We start from the raw sequence: 18,532 nt of genomic DNA, 5'->3' as shown, positions 1-18,532 counted from the left end.
ATGGCGGCGGAGTCTACCAGCTTCGCTCACAACTGGCGCGAGTAGCACGATGTCCTCTGACCTGTGGAGCTTTGCCCTTGATGTCTACGCCCGGCCGGGCGTGGAAGATGCCTGCCTGCAATTGCAAACGGCGGGCGCCAATGTCTGCCTGCTGCTCTGCGGTTTGTGGCTGGAGCAGCGCGCGGTGACCTGCGATGAACCGCGTGTACGCCTGCTCAAGGCTCTCACCGCGCCATGGGATATCGAAGTGGTGCAGCCGCTGCGAACCCTGCGCCTGCAATGGAAAGCGCGGGCCGTCAACGATGCAGTGGTGGCCGGCATGCGCGAGCAGATCAAATCACTGGAGCTTGAAGCTGAGCGCACCTTGCTGTCACGGCTCGAAGGTGTGGCGCAGGAGTGGACGCGCAACGATGCAGGTTCGGTGACCTGGCTGGAAGACCTGGCCGGCAATGCCGCCAGCCTGAACCGCGACGCGCTGCAAGTGCTGCGCGTCGCGGCAACCGGCACTTAGGAAGCGCTGGTCGGGGTGCTGCTGACGTTCGACGAAGCGGCTGGCGCTGGCGCAGTCGAAGGGGTCGAGTGATTGGCGGACGACGGTGCCGACGCAGCTGGAGCAGCCGGGGAGGCAGTGGCAGGCTTGGCTGCTGGAGCGGTAGCCGGTTTGGTCGCGGCTGGCTTGGCAGCTGCAGGCTTTTTCACCGCTGGTTTTGCGGCTGGCTTGGCGGCCGGTTTTGCAGCAGCGGTCGCAGGCTTTGCAGCAGCGGGTTTCGCAGCTGGCTTGGCGGCCGGTTTCGCAGCGGTTTTTGCCGCAGGTTTTGCTGCCGATGTTGCGGCTGGTTTGGCAGCCGGTTTTACCGCCACTTTCGCAGCAGGTTTGGCGGCGGCCGGCTTGGCCGCAGTCTTGGCAGCAGGCTTCGCAGCGGCAGTCTTGGCAGCAGGTTTTGCTGCTGGTTTCGCTGCTGCTTTGGCAGCAGGTCTGGCGGCTGCGGTTTTCGCCGGTGCAGCTTTGCTCGCGGCCGGTTTTGCAGCGGCTTTGGCAGGGGTGGCTTTCACTGCTGGCTTGGCTGCAGCAGGTTTGGCTGCGGTGGTTTTAGCCGCCGATTTTGCCGCGCTCGCCGCCGGCTTCTTCGCTGCAGTTTTCGCCGCTGGTTTGGCAGCCGCTTTCACTGGCGCCTTGGCCGCTGGTTTGGCGGCGGTTTTCGCAACAGCAGGTTTCGCTGCAGCGGTCTTCGCCGGGGCTTTGCTTGCAGCAGGCTTGGCAGCAGCTTTCTTCGCTGGTGCTGCTGCGGGTTTGGCCGAGCGCGACGACAGAACTTTGCCCACTGCTTCCTGCACGCGGCCAACACCCTGGGCCAGTTTCAGGCTTTCCTGGGCATCGCGCTTGAGCTGCAGAATGTAGCTGCGGGTTTCGGACTGACGATCTTTCAAAGCGTCGAGCAAGTCTTCGAGTTCTTTCACGGCAGACTTGGCCTTGTTCTGCGCCTTGGCTTTGCCGGCGGTGGCGGCGTCCTGCAATTTGGTGCGCGATTTGTGCAGTTTTTCCTGCGCCTTGCCACGCTGTTTTTCCAGCTTGGCGAGCAGTTTTTCAGCATCAGCCAAGGCTTGCGAGCAAGCGTTTTCCAAATGCTCGAGCAGGCTGCCCGACAACTGTTGGAGTAAGTGCAACGGAGTATTTACAGGCTTCTTGGTGGCCGACATGGTTTACCTCCTGGCTGACGTGAGTGCGGCTCATACTAGACCTCTGCTGATACCGCCGCTAGGGCATGTTGACAGTATCTGCTCCGTTGCGTTGCACCGAAGCCGAAATGTTCTGCGCGCGGGAAAAAGCAGTTCACCGATGCAGACGTTTGCACTGGCATAATCCCCCGCATCCCAGGTCGGAGAGTGCCCATGTCGCGCTACTTTATTTTGTCCCTCTGCGTGTTTTTTTCGACGGCGTATGCCGATGAAAAAAACACGCCGAACGATGCTCATGATCTGGCTTACAGCCTCGGTGCCAGCCTCGGCGAACGGCTGCGCCAAGAGGTGCCGCAGTTGCAGATCCAGGCGCTGATCGAAGGTCTGCAACAGGCGTATCAGGGCAAGCCGCTGGCGCTGAGTGAAGCGCGTATTGAACAGATTCTGGCCGACCACGAATCGCGCAATGCCGAGCAGGCATCACGGCAATCGAGCGACGCGGCAATGGAAAACGAGCAACGCTTTCTCAGTGCGGAAAAAGCCAAACCGGGGGTGAAGGAACTGGCCGATGGCATCCTCCTGACTGAACTGGTTCCGGGCACTGGCGCCAAGGCCGGCCCGGACGGCAAAGTGCAGGTGCTGTATGTCGGCAAGCTGCCGGATGGCACCGTGTTCGATCAGAACACCCAGCCGCAATGGTTCAACCTCGACAGCGTGATCGCCGGTTGGCGCACCGCCTTGCAGAACATGCCGGTGGGGGCGAAATGGCGGCTGGTGATTCCATCGGATCAAGCCTATGGCGCCGACGGTGCCGGCGACCTGATCGCGCCGTTCACGCCTCTGGTTTTCGAAGTGGAATTGCGTGGCGCGACGAGCTGATCAGGCATAAAAAAACGGTGCGCTTTCGGGCGCACCGTTTTTTCATGAAGGACGTGGATCAGGCCTGAACCGGATCTTCTGCCTTGTGTGCCGTGTGCAGCACTTCGATCAGGCAGTCTTCAAGTTCGAAGCGCTCATGCAGCAAGCCGCCCAATTCCTTGAATTTCTCCGCAACGCATTTGCCTTCATCGCACAGGTCGTTGAACGCGAGCAGCTTCTCGGTAATGACGTCGATGCGCGGGTATATGGTCTCGGCGAGTTCCAGACCGCGCTTGTCGTTGAACGCCTTGGCTTCGCCAGTCAGCTGTTCATAGATTTCGAAGTGCCCCGCCGATACGTAATCGACCAGCACGCCGCAGAATTCCTGCAAAGGCTTGCGGCTCTCGGACAGCGACTCAGGCTGCGCACCGAGCTTGTCGTAGGCGCCGATCAGCTCTTCACGCTCCTGCAACCAGCGGTCGATCAGCAGATGAACCCCACCCCAACGTTCCTGAGCATTCTGACAACTTTCGAGCATGGCGATCTCTCTTCCCTTGTGGGTCATGCTGCTCTACACCCGCGCCCCTGTTCTGATTTGACTGGTGGACGATCGGGCAGAGCGTCATCGAGCAACATAAATCCAATGACACGTGCCGGCCAGATTATGCCCGCACGCCTATGGCTTCAAGGTACGCAGGAGATAAAGTTCATACAAGTGTTTAATCCCTGACCAGCAGGTGGTGCGACGCTTCGTCGCTGACCGGTCGTTGCAGAGCGCTCCAGATCAGACGCAACAACTGATAAACCGCAAGGATCGACACGCCGACAAAAAACAGCAGGCTCCATTCCGGGATGCTCAAATCGAACAGTGTCCAGGAGATGTCCGCACAATCGGCGCCGCCGTTGAACATCCGTTGCAAGGCGCAGATCCACGGCAGGTCGCTGAACAGTGACTCCACGGTTGGCGAGCATTTGACCAGTTGCAGCATCGAGTCACTCTGGATCAACACCTGCCGCCACGCAGCGGTGGTTCCACCCAGACTGGCGCCGAGTGCAAACAGCCAGTACCACCATAAGCCAACGCGCCGAGGGCCATGCACCGCCGCCACGCCGCAGCCGATGCACAGCAATGTGAGGAACAATCGCTGCACCAGGCACAGACTGCAAGGCGTCAGTCCGACCGCGTATTCGAGGTAATAGGAAGCTCCCAGAGCAAAGGCCCCCGCAATGAAAGCCATGAAGAACAAGGAGCGTGAGCAGGCCAACGACATGGCTTTTCCGTAACAGTAGAGACCGACGGTTACGGTAGAGGAAAGCGTGTCAGCCTTTCAAGGCAAGGGCCTGCCGACAGTTCACCGCAGGTGTAGGGAAAACCCGACAGGCTCGATAGGAAACGGTGAAGCGCTCTGTAGGACTTTGTCTCCAGAGCGCGAAGAAGGGGAATTTTCGGTCATCGAAGTTCGCGAGGGAGCAAACTCCCTCGCCATTCATACCTTCGCCGCAACCGGCAAAGGCGCCGCGAGCAGACGTTCATCCAGCAGCCCCAGACCTTCCTGGAACAACTGATTGCTGCGCTCGGTATCGCCAAGCTGTGCAAGCAGACGGGCCAACTCCGCACAGGTCTCCGGATTGCGCTGCACGCGCAAACTGCTTTCCAGATAGTCGCGAGCCTTGCCCCACAGGCTGGTTTGCAGACACAAGCGTCCAAGGGTCAGCAGCAGGCTCGGATCGGCCGGATGCTCCTTGAGCCAGCCTTCGGCAATCTGCAACTGACGCGCAGGATCACTGCCACGAACCAGACCATAGAGCCGCGCCAGATGGCTGTCGTACTTGCGCTTGAGCGCTGTTCGCAGGACCTCTTCGGCCTCGACCTGAGCACCAAGCTGGCGCAATTGCTCGGCATAGGCCAGTACCAAGGGTGCTTCCTGACGCTGCGCCGAAGTCAGCTGTTCCCACGCCCGCTTGAGCGATTGCAGACCCACCGTACCATCTTCTTCGCGATGCGCTGCCAAGGACAGGTTTTCACCCCAGGCGCGGCGCTCGAGTTCAGCCAGTTCGGCCGGCGGCAGGACCTTGTCCTTGCGCAGCTCCGGGAGCAGACGAATCACCGCCGGCCATTCGCCACGCTGCTGATGCAGACGTTGCAATTGACGCAATGTCTGCGCGCTGCGCGGATGCCGTTCATGCATTGCCTGCAAGGTCACCAGCGCACCGTCGGTGTCGCCACGATCGGTCTGCAACTGTGCGTGACTCAGGGCGATCGCCAATTCGGCTTGCGGCTGACGCTCCAGCGCACGTTCGAGCAAACGATCACTTTCTTCGTACTGACCTTGCTCGTTCGCCGCACGGGCGGCGCCGAGGTAGTAAAGCAATGGCTGGCGCTCGGCTTCCGCCGCGCGGGTCAAATGCCGCTGCGCGCTGGCCCAGCGACCTTCAGCCAGATCCAGTTGTCCGTGTTCGATCGCCACTTGTACGCGGCGGCTGCGATTGCGTCGCGACCACGGATTGACCACGCCGGTGGAGGTCATCACCAGCTCGACCAGCACCTTGATGCCCCAGAACAGCAGCCACAGCACCGCGATCACCGCCAGTGTCGCCCACAGGCTCGATTCGTAGCGGAAGCTCTTGTACGCCACCAGCACGTAACCGGAATGCTCGGCAATCGCCAGGCCCAGCGCTGCCGTCGCGGCGATGACCAGAAACACGATTACATAGAGGCGCTTCATGGGGTCGCCTCCTGCGCAGCATTGGCGGCAGGCTTGGCGAACGGTTTCACCGATTCCTCGGCATTGACGTTACGTCGCTCCAGATATCCCTGCACCGCACTCAAGGTGCCGGCCAGATCCGGCGTCTTGACGGTGACCGGTTCCTTGCTCAGCTCGGCGACCTGCTCCAGCATGACTTTGCTTTGCGGGTTGTCCGGATTGAAATTGCCCTTGAGCACATCGCGCGCCTCGGCCAGCGCCTGGGTGTACACAGCCGCCTGACCGTTGAGCGCGGCCCACTGCGCCTGCTCCAGCGCCAGGCTCAGAGCCAGGCGCACCTGGCTCAGGCTCTGTCCGGCCAGCAGCGGTTTGACGTTCTTGTCAGCGTTGAAGTCGATGCGGATATAGCGCGATACCTTGTCCCACCACTGTGCCCAGCGACTGGCGCCATCGCCATCGCTGGTCAGGCCCAGCAGTGACTCGCCGCGATCCTTGTACTCCGGCGCCAGCTCAGTGAGGTCGATGACCTGATCGCGCAGCGCGCCGAGACGCAGGAACAGCCCGGTGCGATCCGGCTGTTCGGTGCTGCGCAAGGCGACCAGGGTTTTCGCCACTTGCTCGCGCGCGGCGAAGGAGCCCGGATCGTTCTGTTCACGGAGAATTTCATCGGCGCCCTGCACCAGTGCCTGGGCGCTGCTGATGTCCTGCAACGCTGAAAGGCGCAGGCTGGCCAGACGCAGCAAGTGTTCGGCCTCGGCCAGACGCCAGTCCTTGCGGCTGGCGCCTAGGACGGTTTCCAGACGTTGATTGAGGCGCTGTTGATCGCCCTGCAGTTGCGTGACCAGACGCTGGCGCTCGGCTAGCTCGTCAGCACCGGGTAACTGCGCCAGGCGCTCGGTCAGACGCTGTTCGTTGAGCTTCAGACTCTGCGCCTGATCGTTCAACGCCTGCACCTGACTCGACTGTTGCTGCGTGTTGCTCTGCAGGTGGCGCACCTGCCAGACACCCCAGCCGCCGATGGCGACACCGGCGGCACCGAGCAGCAAGGCGACAATCGCCAGTCCATTGCCTCGGCGCGGCTCTTTGGCCGGTGGTGGAGTTTCAACCTGGGCATCAAGCGCAGGCTGGACGTCATCTTTTGGCAAGGCTGTTTCGCTCACGTATCCATCCTTTGCATTAGAAAACGGCACGGGACATTCCCGTAACGCCGTCAGCAAAGCCGCGGCACTCGCGCCGCGGCAATCCACAACTGTTTGAGCCCCGGCGGCACGTGCCAGCTCGGCGACCCTCGGGCTTGGAACAAACAACGGCAACTGCGCGATCTTCGGCCAGGCATCGCCGGCCATCTGCCGCAGGTGCTCGAAACCCTGTCCACTGCTGACCACCAGCCCGTTCAAGCGTTCCGCTTCGATCCGCCGTGGCAGCTCGTTTGGCGGGTAGGCTGGCAGGTCGCGGCGATACAATTCCAGATACTCGACACTAGCACCAAGCGCGCGCAGGCGCTCGGCGAGCAGTTCACGACCGCCCTCGCCGCGCAGGATCATCACCTGCGCGCCGGACTGGTCGAGCGCCTCGCGCAGACGCGGCAATTGCAGCAGGGCTTCACTGTCATCGCCGTCAGCCGGGAAGCTGACATCGAGACCATGCTCGCGAAGAATGCCTGCGGTCGCCGCACCGACGCTGAACCACGGCATGCTCAATGGCGCCGTGCCTTCGGACTTGAGCAGATCCACCGCAATCCGCGCCGCCGGTTTGCTGACCACAATCACCGCGCTGCAAGCGGGCAATCGCGAAATCGCCTGGCGAATAGTGTCAGAGACCGGCAGCGGAACGATGTCCAAAAGCGGCAGACAACTGCTGAAAATCCCGTGCCCGGCCAACTGTTCGGCCAGCGCCGCGCAGTCGTCTGCCGGGCGCGTCAGCAGCAGGCGCCAGGCTGTCACTCGTGACCCGCCTCGCCGTACACCGCTTTGAGAATGTCGTCGGCGCCTTGCTTGAGCAGGTCTTCAGCGACCTGCACGCCCAAGGTCTCGGCGTCCGCGCGCGGCGCCCGGGCTTCGGCGCTGAGCAGCTTGCCACCACTCGGCTCGCCGACCAGACCGCGCAACCACAACTGCTCGCCTTCAAGCACGGCGTAGCAGGCGATCGGCACTTGGCAGCCGCCGTTCAAATGTTTGTTGAGGGCGCGTTCGGCGTTCACCCGCGAAGCGGTATCGGCGTGATGCAAAGGCGCGAGCAAGGCGTGAATTTCGTGGTCGGCGCTGCGGCATTCGATGCCGACCGCGCCCTGGCCACCGGCCGGCAGGCTGTCATCGACACTGATCGCCGATGTGATGCGCTCTTCGAAACCCAGGCGGATCAGACCGGCCGCGGCGAGGATGATCGCGTCGTACTCGCCGGCGTCGAGTTTGGCCAGACGGGTGTTGACGTTGCCGCGCAGGAAACGGATCTGCAGATCGGGACGCCGCGCCAGCAATTGCGTCTGCCGACGCAGGCTCGAGGTGCCGACGATGGCCCCGGCAGGCAGCGCTTCAAGACTGGCGTAGGTGTTGGAGACGAAAGCATCGCGCGGGTCTTCACGCTCACAGATGCAGAACAGACCCAAGCCTTGCGGGAAGTCCATCGGCACGTCTTTCATCGAATGCACGGCGATATCGGCCTGGTTTTCCAGCAGCGCAGTTTCCAGTTCCTTGACGAACAGACCCTTGCCGCCGATCTTCGACAGTGGCGAGTCGAGCAGCTTGTCGCCGCGACTGACCATGGGCACCAGCGTCACCAGCAGGCCCGGGTGGGCCGCCTCGAGACGGGCTTTGACGTATTCGGCCTGCCAGAGGGCCAGCGCACTTTTACGGGTGGCGATGCGGATTTCGCGAGGGGACATGGAACAATCCGTACTGAATAGATACGGCGGATAATAACAGCTCAGTCAATTTCGCTTTGACCTGAATCAGAACCGGCGCGGCCTCCCTGGCCTGCCATGCCGGATAAAAGAACACGAAAAGACCGCTGAAGACCGGGTCAAAGCCCCTGCATCATCTTGCGCACACCGGCAACATGCCGCCGGCTGACAATCAGCGCATCGCCATTGAGGCCTTTGAGGAACAACTGGAAATGTCCCAATGGCGTGCGTTGCAATCGCTCGATGCGATCACGAGCGACCAGCGCATTGCGGTGGATACGCACAAAGCGTTCGCCAAATTCGTCTTCAAGGGCTTTGAGGGGTTCGTCGAGCAGCACCTCGCCGGCTTCGTGACGCAGGGTCACGTACTTGTGGTCGGCGATGAAGTAGACCACCTGATCCAGCGGAATCAGCTCGATGCCTTTACGGGTCCGTGCGCTGATGTGGCTGCGTGGGCCGTTGCCACTTTCGGCAGCGGGACGGGTCAGGGCCGAGAGTTGCGCCCGGTTGGGACGTTCAGCCCGCTTCAGGGCTTCATTCAAGTGTTCGGTTCGCACAGGTTTCACCACATAGCCCACGGCGCTGGCCTGCAGGGCTTCCACGGCAAATTCATCGGGACTGGTGCAAAACACCACGGCCGGCGGCGTCTCTCGTTCGCACAGTCGGGCAGCAACCTGCAGGCCATCGAGGCCCGGCATGCGGATATCGAGCAGCACGATATCCGGCTTGTGGCTGTCGATCAGCGCTAACGCCTCCTCGCCATTCGTGGCACTGGGCTCCAGGACTGTGTAACCCTCGAGCTCGCTCACCATACGGCTTAGGCGCTCGCGAGCCAGGGGTTCGTCATCAACGATCAGGACATTCATATTGCGCTGGATTCCTGCGTGAGTCTCGCACAAGGATAGCGTAGACAGGTGTAGTGACCTCCGTCACCGCGATCCACGCTAAGACTAGCCCGAGCGCCAAAAAGTGCCGTACGTCGGCCAGCAATATTTGCCAGCGTCCGGGTCGTACCGCTCGGAGCCCAGTGTTCCCTGCGTTTCTCACGGTGGGTGACCGTTGTACAACTCACCCGCCCCCTCTTCTTATAGCCAGTGGCCGGACCTTTGCATGATCCGCATTCGCACCGACCCTTATGTCCACTGTAGACGTTCGTCGGAACGATATTGCTCAATCAAAAAATATCCTTTTGTAAATTCCTTGCAGACCGCGCCGGACACGCCTGACACATCCGCGAAAAAACGTATCGACCGGTGTCAGCGACAGGATTGGCAACCCTGTTATTATCCGCGCCAGCGTTTCACGCCATTTCTTCAAGCCGATACGAGCGAATTCATGAGCACTGACAAGACCAATCAGTCCTGGGGCGGCCGCTTCAGTGAACCCGTCGACGCCTTCGTCGCCCGCTTCACCGCCTCCGTCACTTTCGACCAGCGCCTGTATCGCCACGACATCATGGGCTCGATCGCCCACGCCACCATGCTGGCCAAGGTCGGCGTGCTGACCGATGCCGAGCGCGACAGCATCATCGATGGCCTGAAGACCATTCAGGGCGAAATCGAGGCCGGCCAGTTCGACTGGCGCGTCGACCTCGAAGACGTGCACATGAACATCGAAGCACGCCTGACCGACCGCATCGGCGTCACCGGTAAAAAGCTCCACACCGGGCGCAGCCGCAACGACCAGGTCGCCACCGACATCCGCCTGTGGCTGCGCGATGAAATCGACCTGATCCTCGCCGAGATCACCCGCCTGCAAAAAGGCCTGCTGGAGCAAGCCGAACGTGAAGCGGCGAGCATCATGCCGGGCTTCACCCACTTGCAGACCGCGCAGCCAGTGACCTTCGGGCACCACATGCTGGCCTGGTTCGAAATGCTCAGCCGCGACTACGAGCGTCTGGTCGACTGCCGCAAGCGCACCAACCGCATGCCGCTGGGCAGCGCCGCGCTGGCCGGCACGACCTACCCGATCGACCGCGAATACACCGCGCAACTGCTGGGCTTCGACGCCGTCGGCGGCAACTCGCTGGACAACGTTTCCGATCGCGACTTCGCCATCGAATTCTGCTCGGCCGCGAGCATCGCGATGATGCACCTGTCGCGTTTCTCCGAAGAGCTGGTGCTGTGGACCAGCGCGCAGTTCCAGTTCATCGATCTGCCGGATCGCTTCTGCACCGGCAGCTCGATCATGCCGCAAAAGAAAACCCCGATGTGCCCGAACTGGTGCGCGGCAAGACCGGCCGTGTGTTCGGCGCGCTGATGGGCCTGCTGACCCTGATGAAAGGCCAGCCACTGGCCTACAACAAGGACAATCAGGAAGACAAGGAGCCGCTGTTCGACGCCGCCGACACCCTGCGCGATTCGCTGCGCGCGTTTGCCGACATGATCCCGGCGATCAAGCCGAAACACGCGATCATGCGTGAAGCGGCACTGCGCGGTTTCTCCACCGCGACTGACCTGGCGGATTACCTGGTGCGCCGTGGCCTGCCGTTCCGCGACTGCCATGAAATCGTTGGCCACGCGGTGAAATACGGCGTCGACACGGGTAAGGATCTGGCCGAGATGAGCCTGGAAGAACTGCGTCAGTTCAGCGATCAGATCGAGCAGGACGTGTTTGCCGTGCTGACCCTCGAAGGCTCGGTGAATGCCCGCGACCATATCGGCGGGACTGCACCGGCGCAGGTCAAGGCTGCGGTGGCGCGCGGCCAGGCCCTAATCGCCAGCCGCTAAAAGCCAAGAGCTTCGCGAGCAGGCTCGCTCCCACAGGGATTCTGGATGTTCACAAAATTTGTGTTCACCACCGGCTCAATGTGGGAGCGAGCCTGCTCGCGAAGGCTTCCTTCAGAGCGCTACAAAATTCACTTCTTTGCAGCAATCATCGCTAAAAATGCCGGCATCGCCGCGTCCTTGTCCGCCGCGATCTTCTGCACATGCGGATTTTGCTCAAGCCGCTCCAGCAGCGATTTCGCCTGCGGCATCTCGGCCAGCAGATCAATCCCGAACAGCTTCTGCCCGACCGCACAGGCCAGCGGCACGCTGTAGAGGAAATACAAATCGGCAATGCTCAGGCTGTCACCCGCCACATAAGGGGCGAACTGGCCGTGGCGGCCGAGTGCCGCGAAGCCCAGCAGCAGTTCCGTCCGGGTCTTCTCCTTGATCGCCTCCGGCAATGTCATACCGAAAAACGCCTCGCCATAGCAGGCACGCCCCGGCAACTCGATGTACAACTCGATCTCCTTGGCAATCGCCAATACCTGCGCGCGCTCGAACGGATCGCAGGGCAGGAGCGGCGTGCCCTTTTGTGATTGTTCGAGGTATTCGAGGATGATCGCGGTTTCGTTGATATAACCGGCGTCGACACCCAGCACCGGGACCTTGCCACGCGGACTGATTGCCAGTGACTCCGGGGTTTGCGCCGGGTAGAACGTCACCTCTTCGAAGGGCAGGCCTTTTTCCAGCAGCGCCAGTTTGACCATGTTGTAGTAGTTGCTGACAGCAAATCCGTAGAGCTTGAACATCACAGAGCCTCCAGGCCGTGCGGGGTGGGCAGTGCCTGTTTATAGATCGCCGCGGCGTTTCCCGCCAGCAGCATCACGCCGCTGAATGCGGGTAAACTGGCGCCTTTCCCTGAGGAGCCTGCCATGAGCGAGCCGACAGATATCGTCAACGATGACGACGAAGAAGCATTCACCGAAGCGACCCTGATCGAAGCCATCGAGAACCAGATTGAAAGCGACAACCCGCCGGCGGCCAAGGCGACGTTGAACAAGCTGACTTTGGTCGGCATGGACCGTGAGGAGATCCTCAATCTGATGGCCCACGTGCTGGCTTTTGAAATTGACGCGATGCTCGATGAAGATCGCCCGTTCGACACCCAGTGGTACGAAGCGGCACTGCGCGCTTTGCCAGAGCTGCCACCGGAAAAGCAGTAACCACATTGCTCCTGTGGGAGCGAGCAGGCTCGCTCCCACAAGGTTTGTTACGCATCCATCCAGCCATCTGCTGCCGCCCGACTACACTGGAATTCGCCTCAAGACAAAATCCCCTGATCCGAGCACTGGACATGCTGCACCAGCGGGTTCACCTTAGAGGCGCTGTCGTCCAATTCCTAGAAAGTCTGGAGTCCTTATGTCGCTTACCCCTGAGTTGGTTGCCGAACTGGAAGTCCTTGCACTCTTCAACCTGGACAGTTCCCAGGAAGGTCTGAAAATTCACCAGACCGCTGCCCCGAAACATATCGCTGCCGCCCAGCGCCTCTTTGAAAAAGAACTCACCGACCAGCCCGATGGCGGTTATCTGACCAGCCTCGGTCGCGATGCCGCGCAAAACGTGCAGACCGTACTGACGATTTTGAAAGAACAGCAAACCGCCTGATTTCTCTGACTTTGCCCACGGGAACTCCTGCCACGGGATTTCCGCGGGCCCGCCCGCTCGCTGTCGATAAAAAACTGACGTCAAAAAACAAATTCAGCTTAAACGTCCTGCCGCGCAGCGGCTAAACTGCGGCCATTCCGAGACCCTCTACGTCCGAGCCTGCAAGCCGGTTTGAGCTGACATGACCCGCACCCACGAAATCCGCCCCGACCTGGACGAAGGCATCGACCGCAAGGTACTCAGCCAACTGCGCGCACGTTTTCTCAAACTCAATGAAGGCCGCCTCGGCCGCGCTCTCGAAGGCTTGTCGACGCGCCAGCAAAGCGTGTTGACGCTGTTGCCGCTGTTCTTTCACGTCAATCATCCGTTGCTGCCCGGCTATGTCTCGGGCAGTACGCCGGCGGGGCTTTCGAATTATGAGCCGGACGCCAATGCGCTGACCGAGGCGCAGCGCCTGACTCGCTCGTTCTCTTACAGGCCGCGCCACGGCAGCAACCCGCCGCGACCGATCCACGGCCTGTTCCTGATGGGCAGCCTCGGCACGCTGGCCCAGGCCGATCAGAGCGATATGGACGTGTGGGTCTGCCATGGGCCGGATCTGAGCGAAAGCGAGCTCGCCGAGCTGAGCAAGAAGTGCCAATTGCTGGAAGCCTGGGCTGCGAGCCAGGGTGCCGAAGCGCATTTCTTCCTGATCGACCCGGCGCGCTTCGTCAAAGGCGAACGCGATTCAAAGCTCAGTTCGGACAACTGCGGCAGCACCCAGCACTATCTGCTGCTCGACGAGTTTTATCGCACGGCGATCTGGCTGGCCGGGCGCACGCCGATCTGGTGGCTGGTGCCGGTCTATGAAGAAACGGCCTACGACGCCTACACCCACACCCTGCTGTCCAAACGCTTTATTCGCGCCGACGAAACCCTCGATCTCGGGCCGATGGCGACCATTCCGCCCGGAGAATTCATCGGCGCCGGGTTGTGGCAGTTGTTCAAAGGCATCGAGTCGCCCTACAAATCGGTGCTCAAACTGCTGTTGACCGAGGTGTACGCCAGTGAACACCCGCACGTGCAGTGCCTGAGCCTGCGCTTCAAGAAAGCCGTGTTCGCCAATCAGCTCGATCTCGATGAGCTTGACCCGTACATGGTGGTGTACCGGCGTATCGAGGAATACCTGATCGCCCGCAACGAGCCGGAACGTCTTGAGCTGGTGCGCCGCGCGCTGTATCTGAAGGTCAACCGCAAGCTCACCGGCAACAGCCGCAGCCAGGGCTGGCAACGCGCACTGCTCGAACGCCTGGCCGGCGAGTGGCACTGGGATCAACGGCAACTGGCGCTGCTCGACAGTCGCAGTCAGTGGAAAGTCCGCCAGGTCAGCGCCGAGCGCCGCGCGCTGGTCAATGAACTCAACTACAGCTATCGCTTTCTGACCCAGTTCGCCCGCAGCGAACAGACTGTCAGCCTGATCAACAAGCGCGACCTCAATGTCCTCGGCCGGCGCCTCTACGCAGCGTTCGAGCGCAAGGCCGACAAGGTCGAGTTCATCAATCCGGGCATTGCCCCGGATCTGGCCGAAGACACCCTGACCCTGGTGCAGTCGCCGAACAAAAAGGAGCCGGGGCAGACCCAGTGGGGCCTGTACAACGGCAGCCTGACGGCACTGGAGTGGGAACACTTCGCGCCGATCAAGCGCAGTCGCGAGCTGCTTGAACTGCTGACCTGGTGCCACCGCAACGGCGTGATCGACAGCAGCACACGTCTGGCCCTGCATCCGGGCACCAGCGACTTGAGCGAGTTCGAGCTGTTCAACCTGCTCGGCAGCTTGCAGCAGTGCATCGCCCTGCCCTTGCCCTCTGTTGCTGAAGAGCCATTGCTACGTGCCGCTGTGCCCAGCGAAGTGCTGCTGCTGATCAACGTCGGCGTCGACCCGCTCAAGCATCACCGTGATCTGAACATCCTGATGACCACCGAACGCACCGACTCGCTGAGCTATGCCGGTGTGCGCGAGAACCTGGTGCTGACCCTCGATCAGGTCACGCTCAACAGCTGGAACGAAGTGCTGGTCAATCGTTTCGACGGCCCGCATGCGCTGCTCGACTGCCTGCGCGATTACCTCAACAACCTGCCGCGCGGCCCGGTGCAGCCGTCGCTGAAAGTGCGCTGTTTCTGCCACAACCGCGCGCAATTCATTGCCCGCCGCGTCGAAGAAATCGTCGACACCGCGCAGACCCTGTTGCTCAGCGAGTTGAATCACCGCTACCTGATTCAGGTGCAGCAGCACTATCACGTGCTGGAGCTGGTGCCCGGCCAGGTCAACCATGTCGCCCTCGCCACTCTGCCGGCACTGCTCGATTATCTGGGCGAAGAACAACCGCGCTACAGCCCGCTGCACCTCGACCCGATGGCGCTGGAGGACCATGACCTGGCGCTGATCCTGCCGATGGGTCAGCCGGAGTGCATTCAGGTGTTCTACCGCATCAGCGAACAGCAGGCCGAGCTGTACGTGCTGGATGAATTCAATGCGCTGTGGCAGCAGCAACTGCCGTACCACGACGAGCAGAGTCTGCTGGTGCCGCTGCAGCGTTTTCTGCAATCGATCCAGTACCGCCGTGAAGCGCAATTGCCGATGGACGGTGGCCCTGCGGGCAGCCCCGAGACTTTGTATTACCAGCTGTTGCCGTCAGGCCCGGGGCGCTCGCGCAGGGTCGAAACCCGGCCGGCACCGCAGACCCCGGTGAACAAACCGTTCTATGACGTACAGGCGATCATCGGTAAAGCCGCGCCCGGCGAAGTGCAGGTCACCCTGTATTGCAATCAGCGTGAATTCAGCGAGCTGGAGCATGGCGACCAGTTGTTCAGCGTGGTCGCCCGGGAGATCGTCGAGCAGCGCCGCGAGACCGAACGCTATCGCTGCTACATCACCGACCTCGATCTCTCGGGGCTGCTCGGTGACGGGCACAGTCCAAGCAATCTGTATCTGCGCTACAAGGCAGACCTGGAGCGCTCGTTGAATGAAGCGCTCGAACAGGTTTGAAGCGGGGATTTATTCGGGAAAGGCGCCGCCGTTGACCGGTTGCGATTCCACTTCCAGCAAGGTCAGTTTCAGCGACTTGCCACCCGGCGCCGGCCAATCGATGTGCTGACCGACCTTAAGACCCAGCAGCGCACTGCCGACCGGCGCGAGAATCGAAATCTTGCCGTTGTCGGCGTTGGCGTCCTTGGGATAGACCAGCGTCAGGTGGTAATCCTTGCCACTGCCTTCTTCGCGGCAATGCACGCGGGAATTCATGGTCACGACATCGGCGGGCACTTCATCGTGGCCGACCACGGTATCGGCGCGATCCAGCTCGGTTTGCAGCGCAATCACGCCCGGTGCAGCCTGGTCTTTGTCGCTCAGGCTGTCGATCAGGCGCTCCAGACGTTGCACGTCCAGACGGGTAAGGGTGATGGAAGGTGCGGTCATGATCCAGGCAGACTCCTTTCTTCTGCACAAAAAAAGCAAAACCCCGCCAAAAAAGACGGGGTTTTCACCGTGCCTCGGTGGTTTGAGGCGTTCGCGGACACTATCACAGCTCAAAAAATATACAAGTCACCCACTTTTTGCCCGGGTGAAACCCTTGTGGCGAGGGGATTTATCCCCGTTCGGCTGCGCAGCAGCCGTATAGATTCTGGGGCCGCTACGCGACCCAACGGGGATAAATCCCCTCGCCCACAATGGGGTATCAAACAGAATTTTGGCGGGCAGCAGCCTGCTGGCAAATCACCCGGCGCCGTTGATCATCGGCCGAGCGCCATTCGCGAATGTCTTCGACGTGACGCGCGCAGCCGAGACAGACTTTCTGTTCGTCCAGCCGACATACGCCCGTGCACGGCGAAGGTACCGCCGGGCTGACGTTGCTGTAGAGCGGTTTCGGCGGGCGAACAGGCGCGGCATCCGTCACGAATCACAGACCTTCGAAATCGAATTCAGCGCCAGCCTGCTGCTTGACGAGGCGCTGAAGCATTTCGCCCAATTGCTCTTCGCTCTTGTCGCACATCCAGCGCTCGCTTTCTTCGTCATAGTCGAAGTGGAAACCACCGGACACGGCCGCCAGCCACAGCTGACGCAATGGCTCCTGGCGGCTGAAGATCAGCTGCGAGCCGTTTTCGAACTTGACGGTCAAGACACCTGCCGAGCTTTCCAGATCGATGTCCAGATCGCTTTCGTCAAATATGTCTTCCAGTTTTTCCTGGGTTTCATCGACCAGATCGTGGAAACGGGCTTCGGACAAACTCATTGCGGCAACCTCAAAAATGTCTGATCAGGCTCAAGCGCCGAAAGATACGGACGCTGCCGACCGATTGCAAAGATTAACGACCAAGCACCAGTTTCCATCCAACATCGCACTCTGTGGGAGCGAGCTTGCTCGCGAAAGCGGTGTGTCAGGCAACAAACATATCGAATGTGACGACCTCTTCGCGAGCAAGCTCGCTCCCACAGGTATTGCAGGTATCCATCCGGTATCCAGCAAGCCCCGCCGGACGGGAACCCCCTCGCATAGGCAAGCTGCCGGGTGGCCGGTATACTCCGGCGCAATTAACGCATTTTCAAGGATTTCGCCATGAAGCGCCTGATCTCTTCCCTTGCTGCGCTCGTCGCGGTTGCCTGCCTGGTTTCGGCCTGTGGTCAAAAAGGCCCGCTGTACCTGCCCGATGACGACCAGGACCCGGCCGAACAAGCCCAGTCTTCGCAGAAGCAGCCATCCAAGGCTCACAAGCACGACGTTTACTAAGGGATCGCCATGGACGCTTTTAACTACCGTGGCGGGGAGCTGTTCGCGGAAGGTGTGGCGCTGTCCGCCATCGCCGACCGCTTCGGCACGCCCACCTATGTCTACTCGCGCGCGCACATCGAAGCGCAGTATCTGGCCTACGCCGATGCGCTGGCCGGCATGCCGCATCTGGTCTGCTTCGCGGTCAAAGCCAACTCCAACCTCGGTGTACTGAATGTCCTGGCCCGTCTCGGCGCCGGTTTCGACATCGTTTCCCGTGGCGAGCTGGAACGTGTACTGGCCGCTGGTGGCAGCGCCGACAAGATCGTTTTCTCCGGCGTCGGCAAGACCCGTGACGACATGCGCCGCGCCCTCGAAGTCGGCGTGCACTGCTTCAACGTCGAGTCCACCGATGAGCTTGAGCGCCTGCAAGTAGTCGCCGCCGAGCTGGGTGTTCGCGCCCCGGTTTCGCTGCGCGTGAACCCGGACGTCGATGCCGGCACCCACCCGTACATTTCCACCGGTCTGAAAGAGAACAAGTTCGGCATCGCCATTGCCGACGCCGAAGACGTGTACGTGCGCGCCGCGCATCTGCCGAACCTGGAAGTGGTCGGTGTCGACTGCCATATCGGTTCGCAACTGACCACGCTGCCGCCATTCATTGACGCCCTGGATCGCCTGCTCGATCTGGTCGACCGCTTGGGCGATTGCGGCATTCACCTGCGCCACATTGATCTCGGTGGCGGCTTGGGCGTGCGTTATCGCGATGAAGAGCCGCCGCTGGCTGCCGACTACATCAAAGCCGTGCGCGAGCGTCTCGACGGGCGTGATCTGGCGCTGGTGTTCGAACCGGGTCGCTTCATCGTTGCCAATGGCGGCGTGTTGCTGACGCAGGTCGAATACCTCAAGCACACCGAGCACAAGGATTTCGCCATCGTCGACGCGGCGATGAATGACCTGATCCGCCCAGCGCTGTATCAGGCGTGGATGGACGTCACCGCGGTGAAACCGCGCGACAGCGCTGCACGCAAGTACGACATCGTCGGCCCGATCTGCGAAACCGGCGACTTCCTCGCCAAGGACCGCGAGCTGGCGCTGGAAGAGGGCGACTTGCTGGCAGTGCATTCGGCCGGTGCCTACGGTTTCGTCATGAGCTCCAACTACAACACTCGCGGCCGTGCCGCCGAGGTGCTGGTGGATGGTGATCAGGTTTTTGAAGTGCGTCGCCGCGAAACCGTGGCCGAGCTGTTTGCCGGCGAAAGCCTGCTGCCGGAGTAA

The 18,532-nt window shown here is 61.2% G+C and carries 18 protein-coding genes and 3 pseudogenes; 8 read left to right on the top strand and 13 right to left on the bottom strand.

The window, feature by feature from the left end:
• Nucleotides 1-49 precede the first annotated feature (49 nt).
• A complete protein-coding gene (locus AB4N47_RS24105) occupies nt 50-511 on the top strand; it encodes a TIGR02444 family protein (RefSeq protein ID WP_341638157.1) in 462 nt (153 codons plus the stop codon).
• On the opposite strand, the gene AB4N47_RS24100 is transcribed toward AB4N47_RS24105, so the two are convergent.
• Nucleotides 508-1,698, bottom strand: a complete 1,191-nt coding sequence (locus tag AB4N47_RS24100) for an AlgP family protein (protein ID WP_341638158.1) — start codon at nt 1,696-1,698, stop codon at nt 508-510. The two genes, AB4N47_RS24105 and AB4N47_RS24100, sit on opposite strands and share 4 nt — an antisense overlap.
• A gap of 192 nt (nt 1,699-1,890) precedes the next feature.
• On the opposite strand from AB4N47_RS24100, the gene AB4N47_RS24095 reads away from it, so the two are divergent.
• The gene (locus tag AB4N47_RS24095) at nt 1,891-2,556 is read left to right on the top strand and encodes an FKBP-type peptidyl-prolyl cis-trans isomerase (protein WP_341638159.1); all 666 of its coding nucleotides are present in this window, start codon (nt 1,891-1,893) and stop codon (nt 2,554-2,556) included.
• Between the two features lie 58 nt (nt 2,557-2,614).
• Here the strand turns inward: AB4N47_RS24095 and AB4N47_RS24090 are convergent, their stop codons facing one another.
• The 8 genes and pseudogenes from AB4N47_RS24090 to AB4N47_RS24055 all read right to left on the bottom strand — a co-directional run.
• Nucleotides 2,615-3,073: an Rsd/AlgQ family anti-sigma factor gene (locus tag AB4N47_RS24090; RefSeq protein ID WP_016772602.1), complete on the bottom strand. Its 459-nt coding sequence runs from the start codon at nt 3,071-3,073 to the stop codon at nt 2,615-2,617.
• Between the two features lie 181 nt (nt 3,074-3,254).
• Nucleotides 3,255-3,806 carry a disulfide bond formation protein B gene (locus AB4N47_RS24085; RefSeq protein ID WP_016772601.1) on the bottom strand — a complete coding sequence of 184 codons (552 nt, stop codon included), beginning with the start codon at nt 3,804-3,806 and terminating at the stop codon, nt 3,255-3,257.
• 216 nt (nt 3,807-4,022) lie between these two features.
• The gene (locus tag AB4N47_RS24080) at nt 4,023-5,261 is read right to left on the bottom strand and encodes a heme biosynthesis protein HemY (protein ID WP_076564516.1); all 1,239 of its coding nucleotides are present in this window, start codon (nt 5,259-5,261) and stop codon (nt 4,023-4,025) included.
• Nucleotides 5,258-6,400, bottom strand: a complete 1,143-nt coding sequence (locus tag AB4N47_RS24075) for a uroporphyrinogen-III C-methyltransferase (RefSeq protein ID WP_341638296.1) — start codon at nt 6,398-6,400, stop codon at nt 5,258-5,260. The genes AB4N47_RS24080 and AB4N47_RS24075 overlap by 4 nt, the downstream gene beginning before the upstream one ends.
• A gap of 36 nt (nt 6,401-6,436) precedes the next feature.
• Nucleotides 6,437-7,183: pseudogene (locus tag AB4N47_RS24070) on the bottom strand (uroporphyrinogen-III synthase); the annotation flags it as partial.
• A complete protein-coding gene (gene hemC / locus AB4N47_RS24065) occupies nt 7,180-8,121 on the bottom strand; it encodes a hydroxymethylbilane synthase (protein WP_016772599.1) in 942 nt (313 codons plus the stop codon). The gene hemC and the pseudogene AB4N47_RS24070, both read right to left, overlap by 4 nt.
• 137 nt (nt 8,122-8,258) lie before the next feature.
• Complete coding sequence (locus AB4N47_RS24060) at nt 8,259-9,005, bottom strand: LytR/AlgR family response regulator transcription factor (RefSeq protein ID WP_016772598.1); 747 nt, start codon at nt 9,003-9,005, stop codon at nt 8,259-8,261.
• Nucleotides 9,002-9,163, bottom strand: a pseudogene (locus tag AB4N47_RS24055) (sensor histidine kinase); the annotation flags it as partial. The pseudogene AB4N47_RS24055 and the gene AB4N47_RS24060, both read right to left, overlap by 4 nt.
• A 311-nt stretch (nt 9,164-9,474) precedes the next feature.
• On the opposite strand from AB4N47_RS24055, the pseudogene argH reads away from it, so the two are divergent.
• Nucleotides 9,475-10,868: pseudogene (gene argH / locus AB4N47_RS24050) on the top strand (argininosuccinate lyase).
• 128 nt (nt 10,869-10,996) lie between these two features.
• On the opposite strand, the gene AB4N47_RS24045 reads toward argH, so the two are convergent.
• On the bottom strand, nt 10,997-11,656 hold the full coding sequence (locus tag AB4N47_RS24045; protein WP_125925381.1) for a glutathione S-transferase family protein: 660 nt from the start codon (nt 11,654-11,656) through the stop codon (nt 10,997-10,999).
• 123 nt (nt 11,657-11,779) lie between these two features.
• Between AB4N47_RS24045 and AB4N47_RS24040 the strand changes: the two genes are divergently transcribed.
• The 3 genes from AB4N47_RS24040 (at nt 11,780) to AB4N47_RS24030 (ending at nt 15,537) form a co-directional block, all read left to right on the top strand.
• The gene (locus tag AB4N47_RS24040) at nt 11,780-12,070 is read left to right on the top strand and encodes a hypothetical protein (RefSeq protein WP_122698690.1); all 291 of its coding nucleotides are present in this window, start codon (nt 11,780-11,782) and stop codon (nt 12,068-12,070) included.
• 196 nt (nt 12,071-12,266) lie between these two features.
• The gene (locus tag AB4N47_RS24035; protein ID WP_007951883.1) at nt 12,267-12,512 is read left to right on the top strand and encodes a TIGR02647 family protein; all 246 of its coding nucleotides are present in this window, start codon (nt 12,267-12,269) and stop codon (nt 12,510-12,512) included.
• Nucleotides 12,513-12,693: 181 nt separating this feature from the next.
• Complete coding sequence (locus AB4N47_RS24030) at nt 12,694-15,537, top strand: class I adenylate cyclase (RefSeq protein WP_341638160.1); 2,844 nt, start codon at nt 12,694-12,696, stop codon at nt 15,535-15,537.
• 9 nt (nt 15,538-15,546) lie between these two features.
• Here the strand turns inward: AB4N47_RS24030 and rnk are convergent, their stop codons facing one another.
• The 3 genes from rnk to cyaY all read right to left on the bottom strand — a co-directional run bounded on the left by rnk (nt 15,547) and on the right by cyaY (nt 16,780).
• Entirely contained in the window at nt 15,547-15,966 is a 420-nt protein-coding gene (rnk, locus tag AB4N47_RS24025) for a nucleoside diphosphate kinase regulator (protein WP_341638161.1), read from the bottom strand.
• 259 nt (nt 15,967-16,225) lie between these two features.
• Nucleotides 16,226-16,444, bottom strand: a complete 219-nt coding sequence (locus tag AB4N47_RS24020; protein WP_122698693.1) for a DUF1289 domain-containing protein — start codon at nt 16,442-16,444, stop codon at nt 16,226-16,228.
• Between the two features lie 3 nt (nt 16,445-16,447).
• Entirely contained in the window at nt 16,448-16,780 is a 333-nt protein-coding gene (gene cyaY / locus AB4N47_RS24015; protein WP_041476930.1) for an iron donor protein CyaY, read from the bottom strand.
• Between the two features lie 324 nt (nt 16,781-17,104).
• On the opposite strand from cyaY, the gene lptM reads away from it, so the two are divergent.
• A complete protein-coding gene (gene lptM / locus AB4N47_RS24010) occupies nt 17,105-17,275 on the top strand; it encodes an LPS translocon maturation chaperone LptM (protein WP_016772589.1) in 171 nt (56 codons plus the stop codon).
• 9 nt (nt 17,276-17,284) lie between these two features.
• Nucleotides 17,285-18,532 carry a diaminopimelate decarboxylase gene (lysA, locus tag AB4N47_RS24005; RefSeq protein WP_056791636.1) on the top strand — a complete coding sequence of 416 codons (1,248 nt, stop codon included), beginning with the start codon at nt 17,285-17,287 and terminating at the stop codon, nt 18,530-18,532.

The sequence above is a fragment of the Pseudomonas sp. S3_G06 genome, assembly GCF_054667565.1.
The sequence above is the reverse complement of the archived record's forward strand: the minus strand, read 5'-3'. Positions and strand labels throughout refer to the sequence as shown.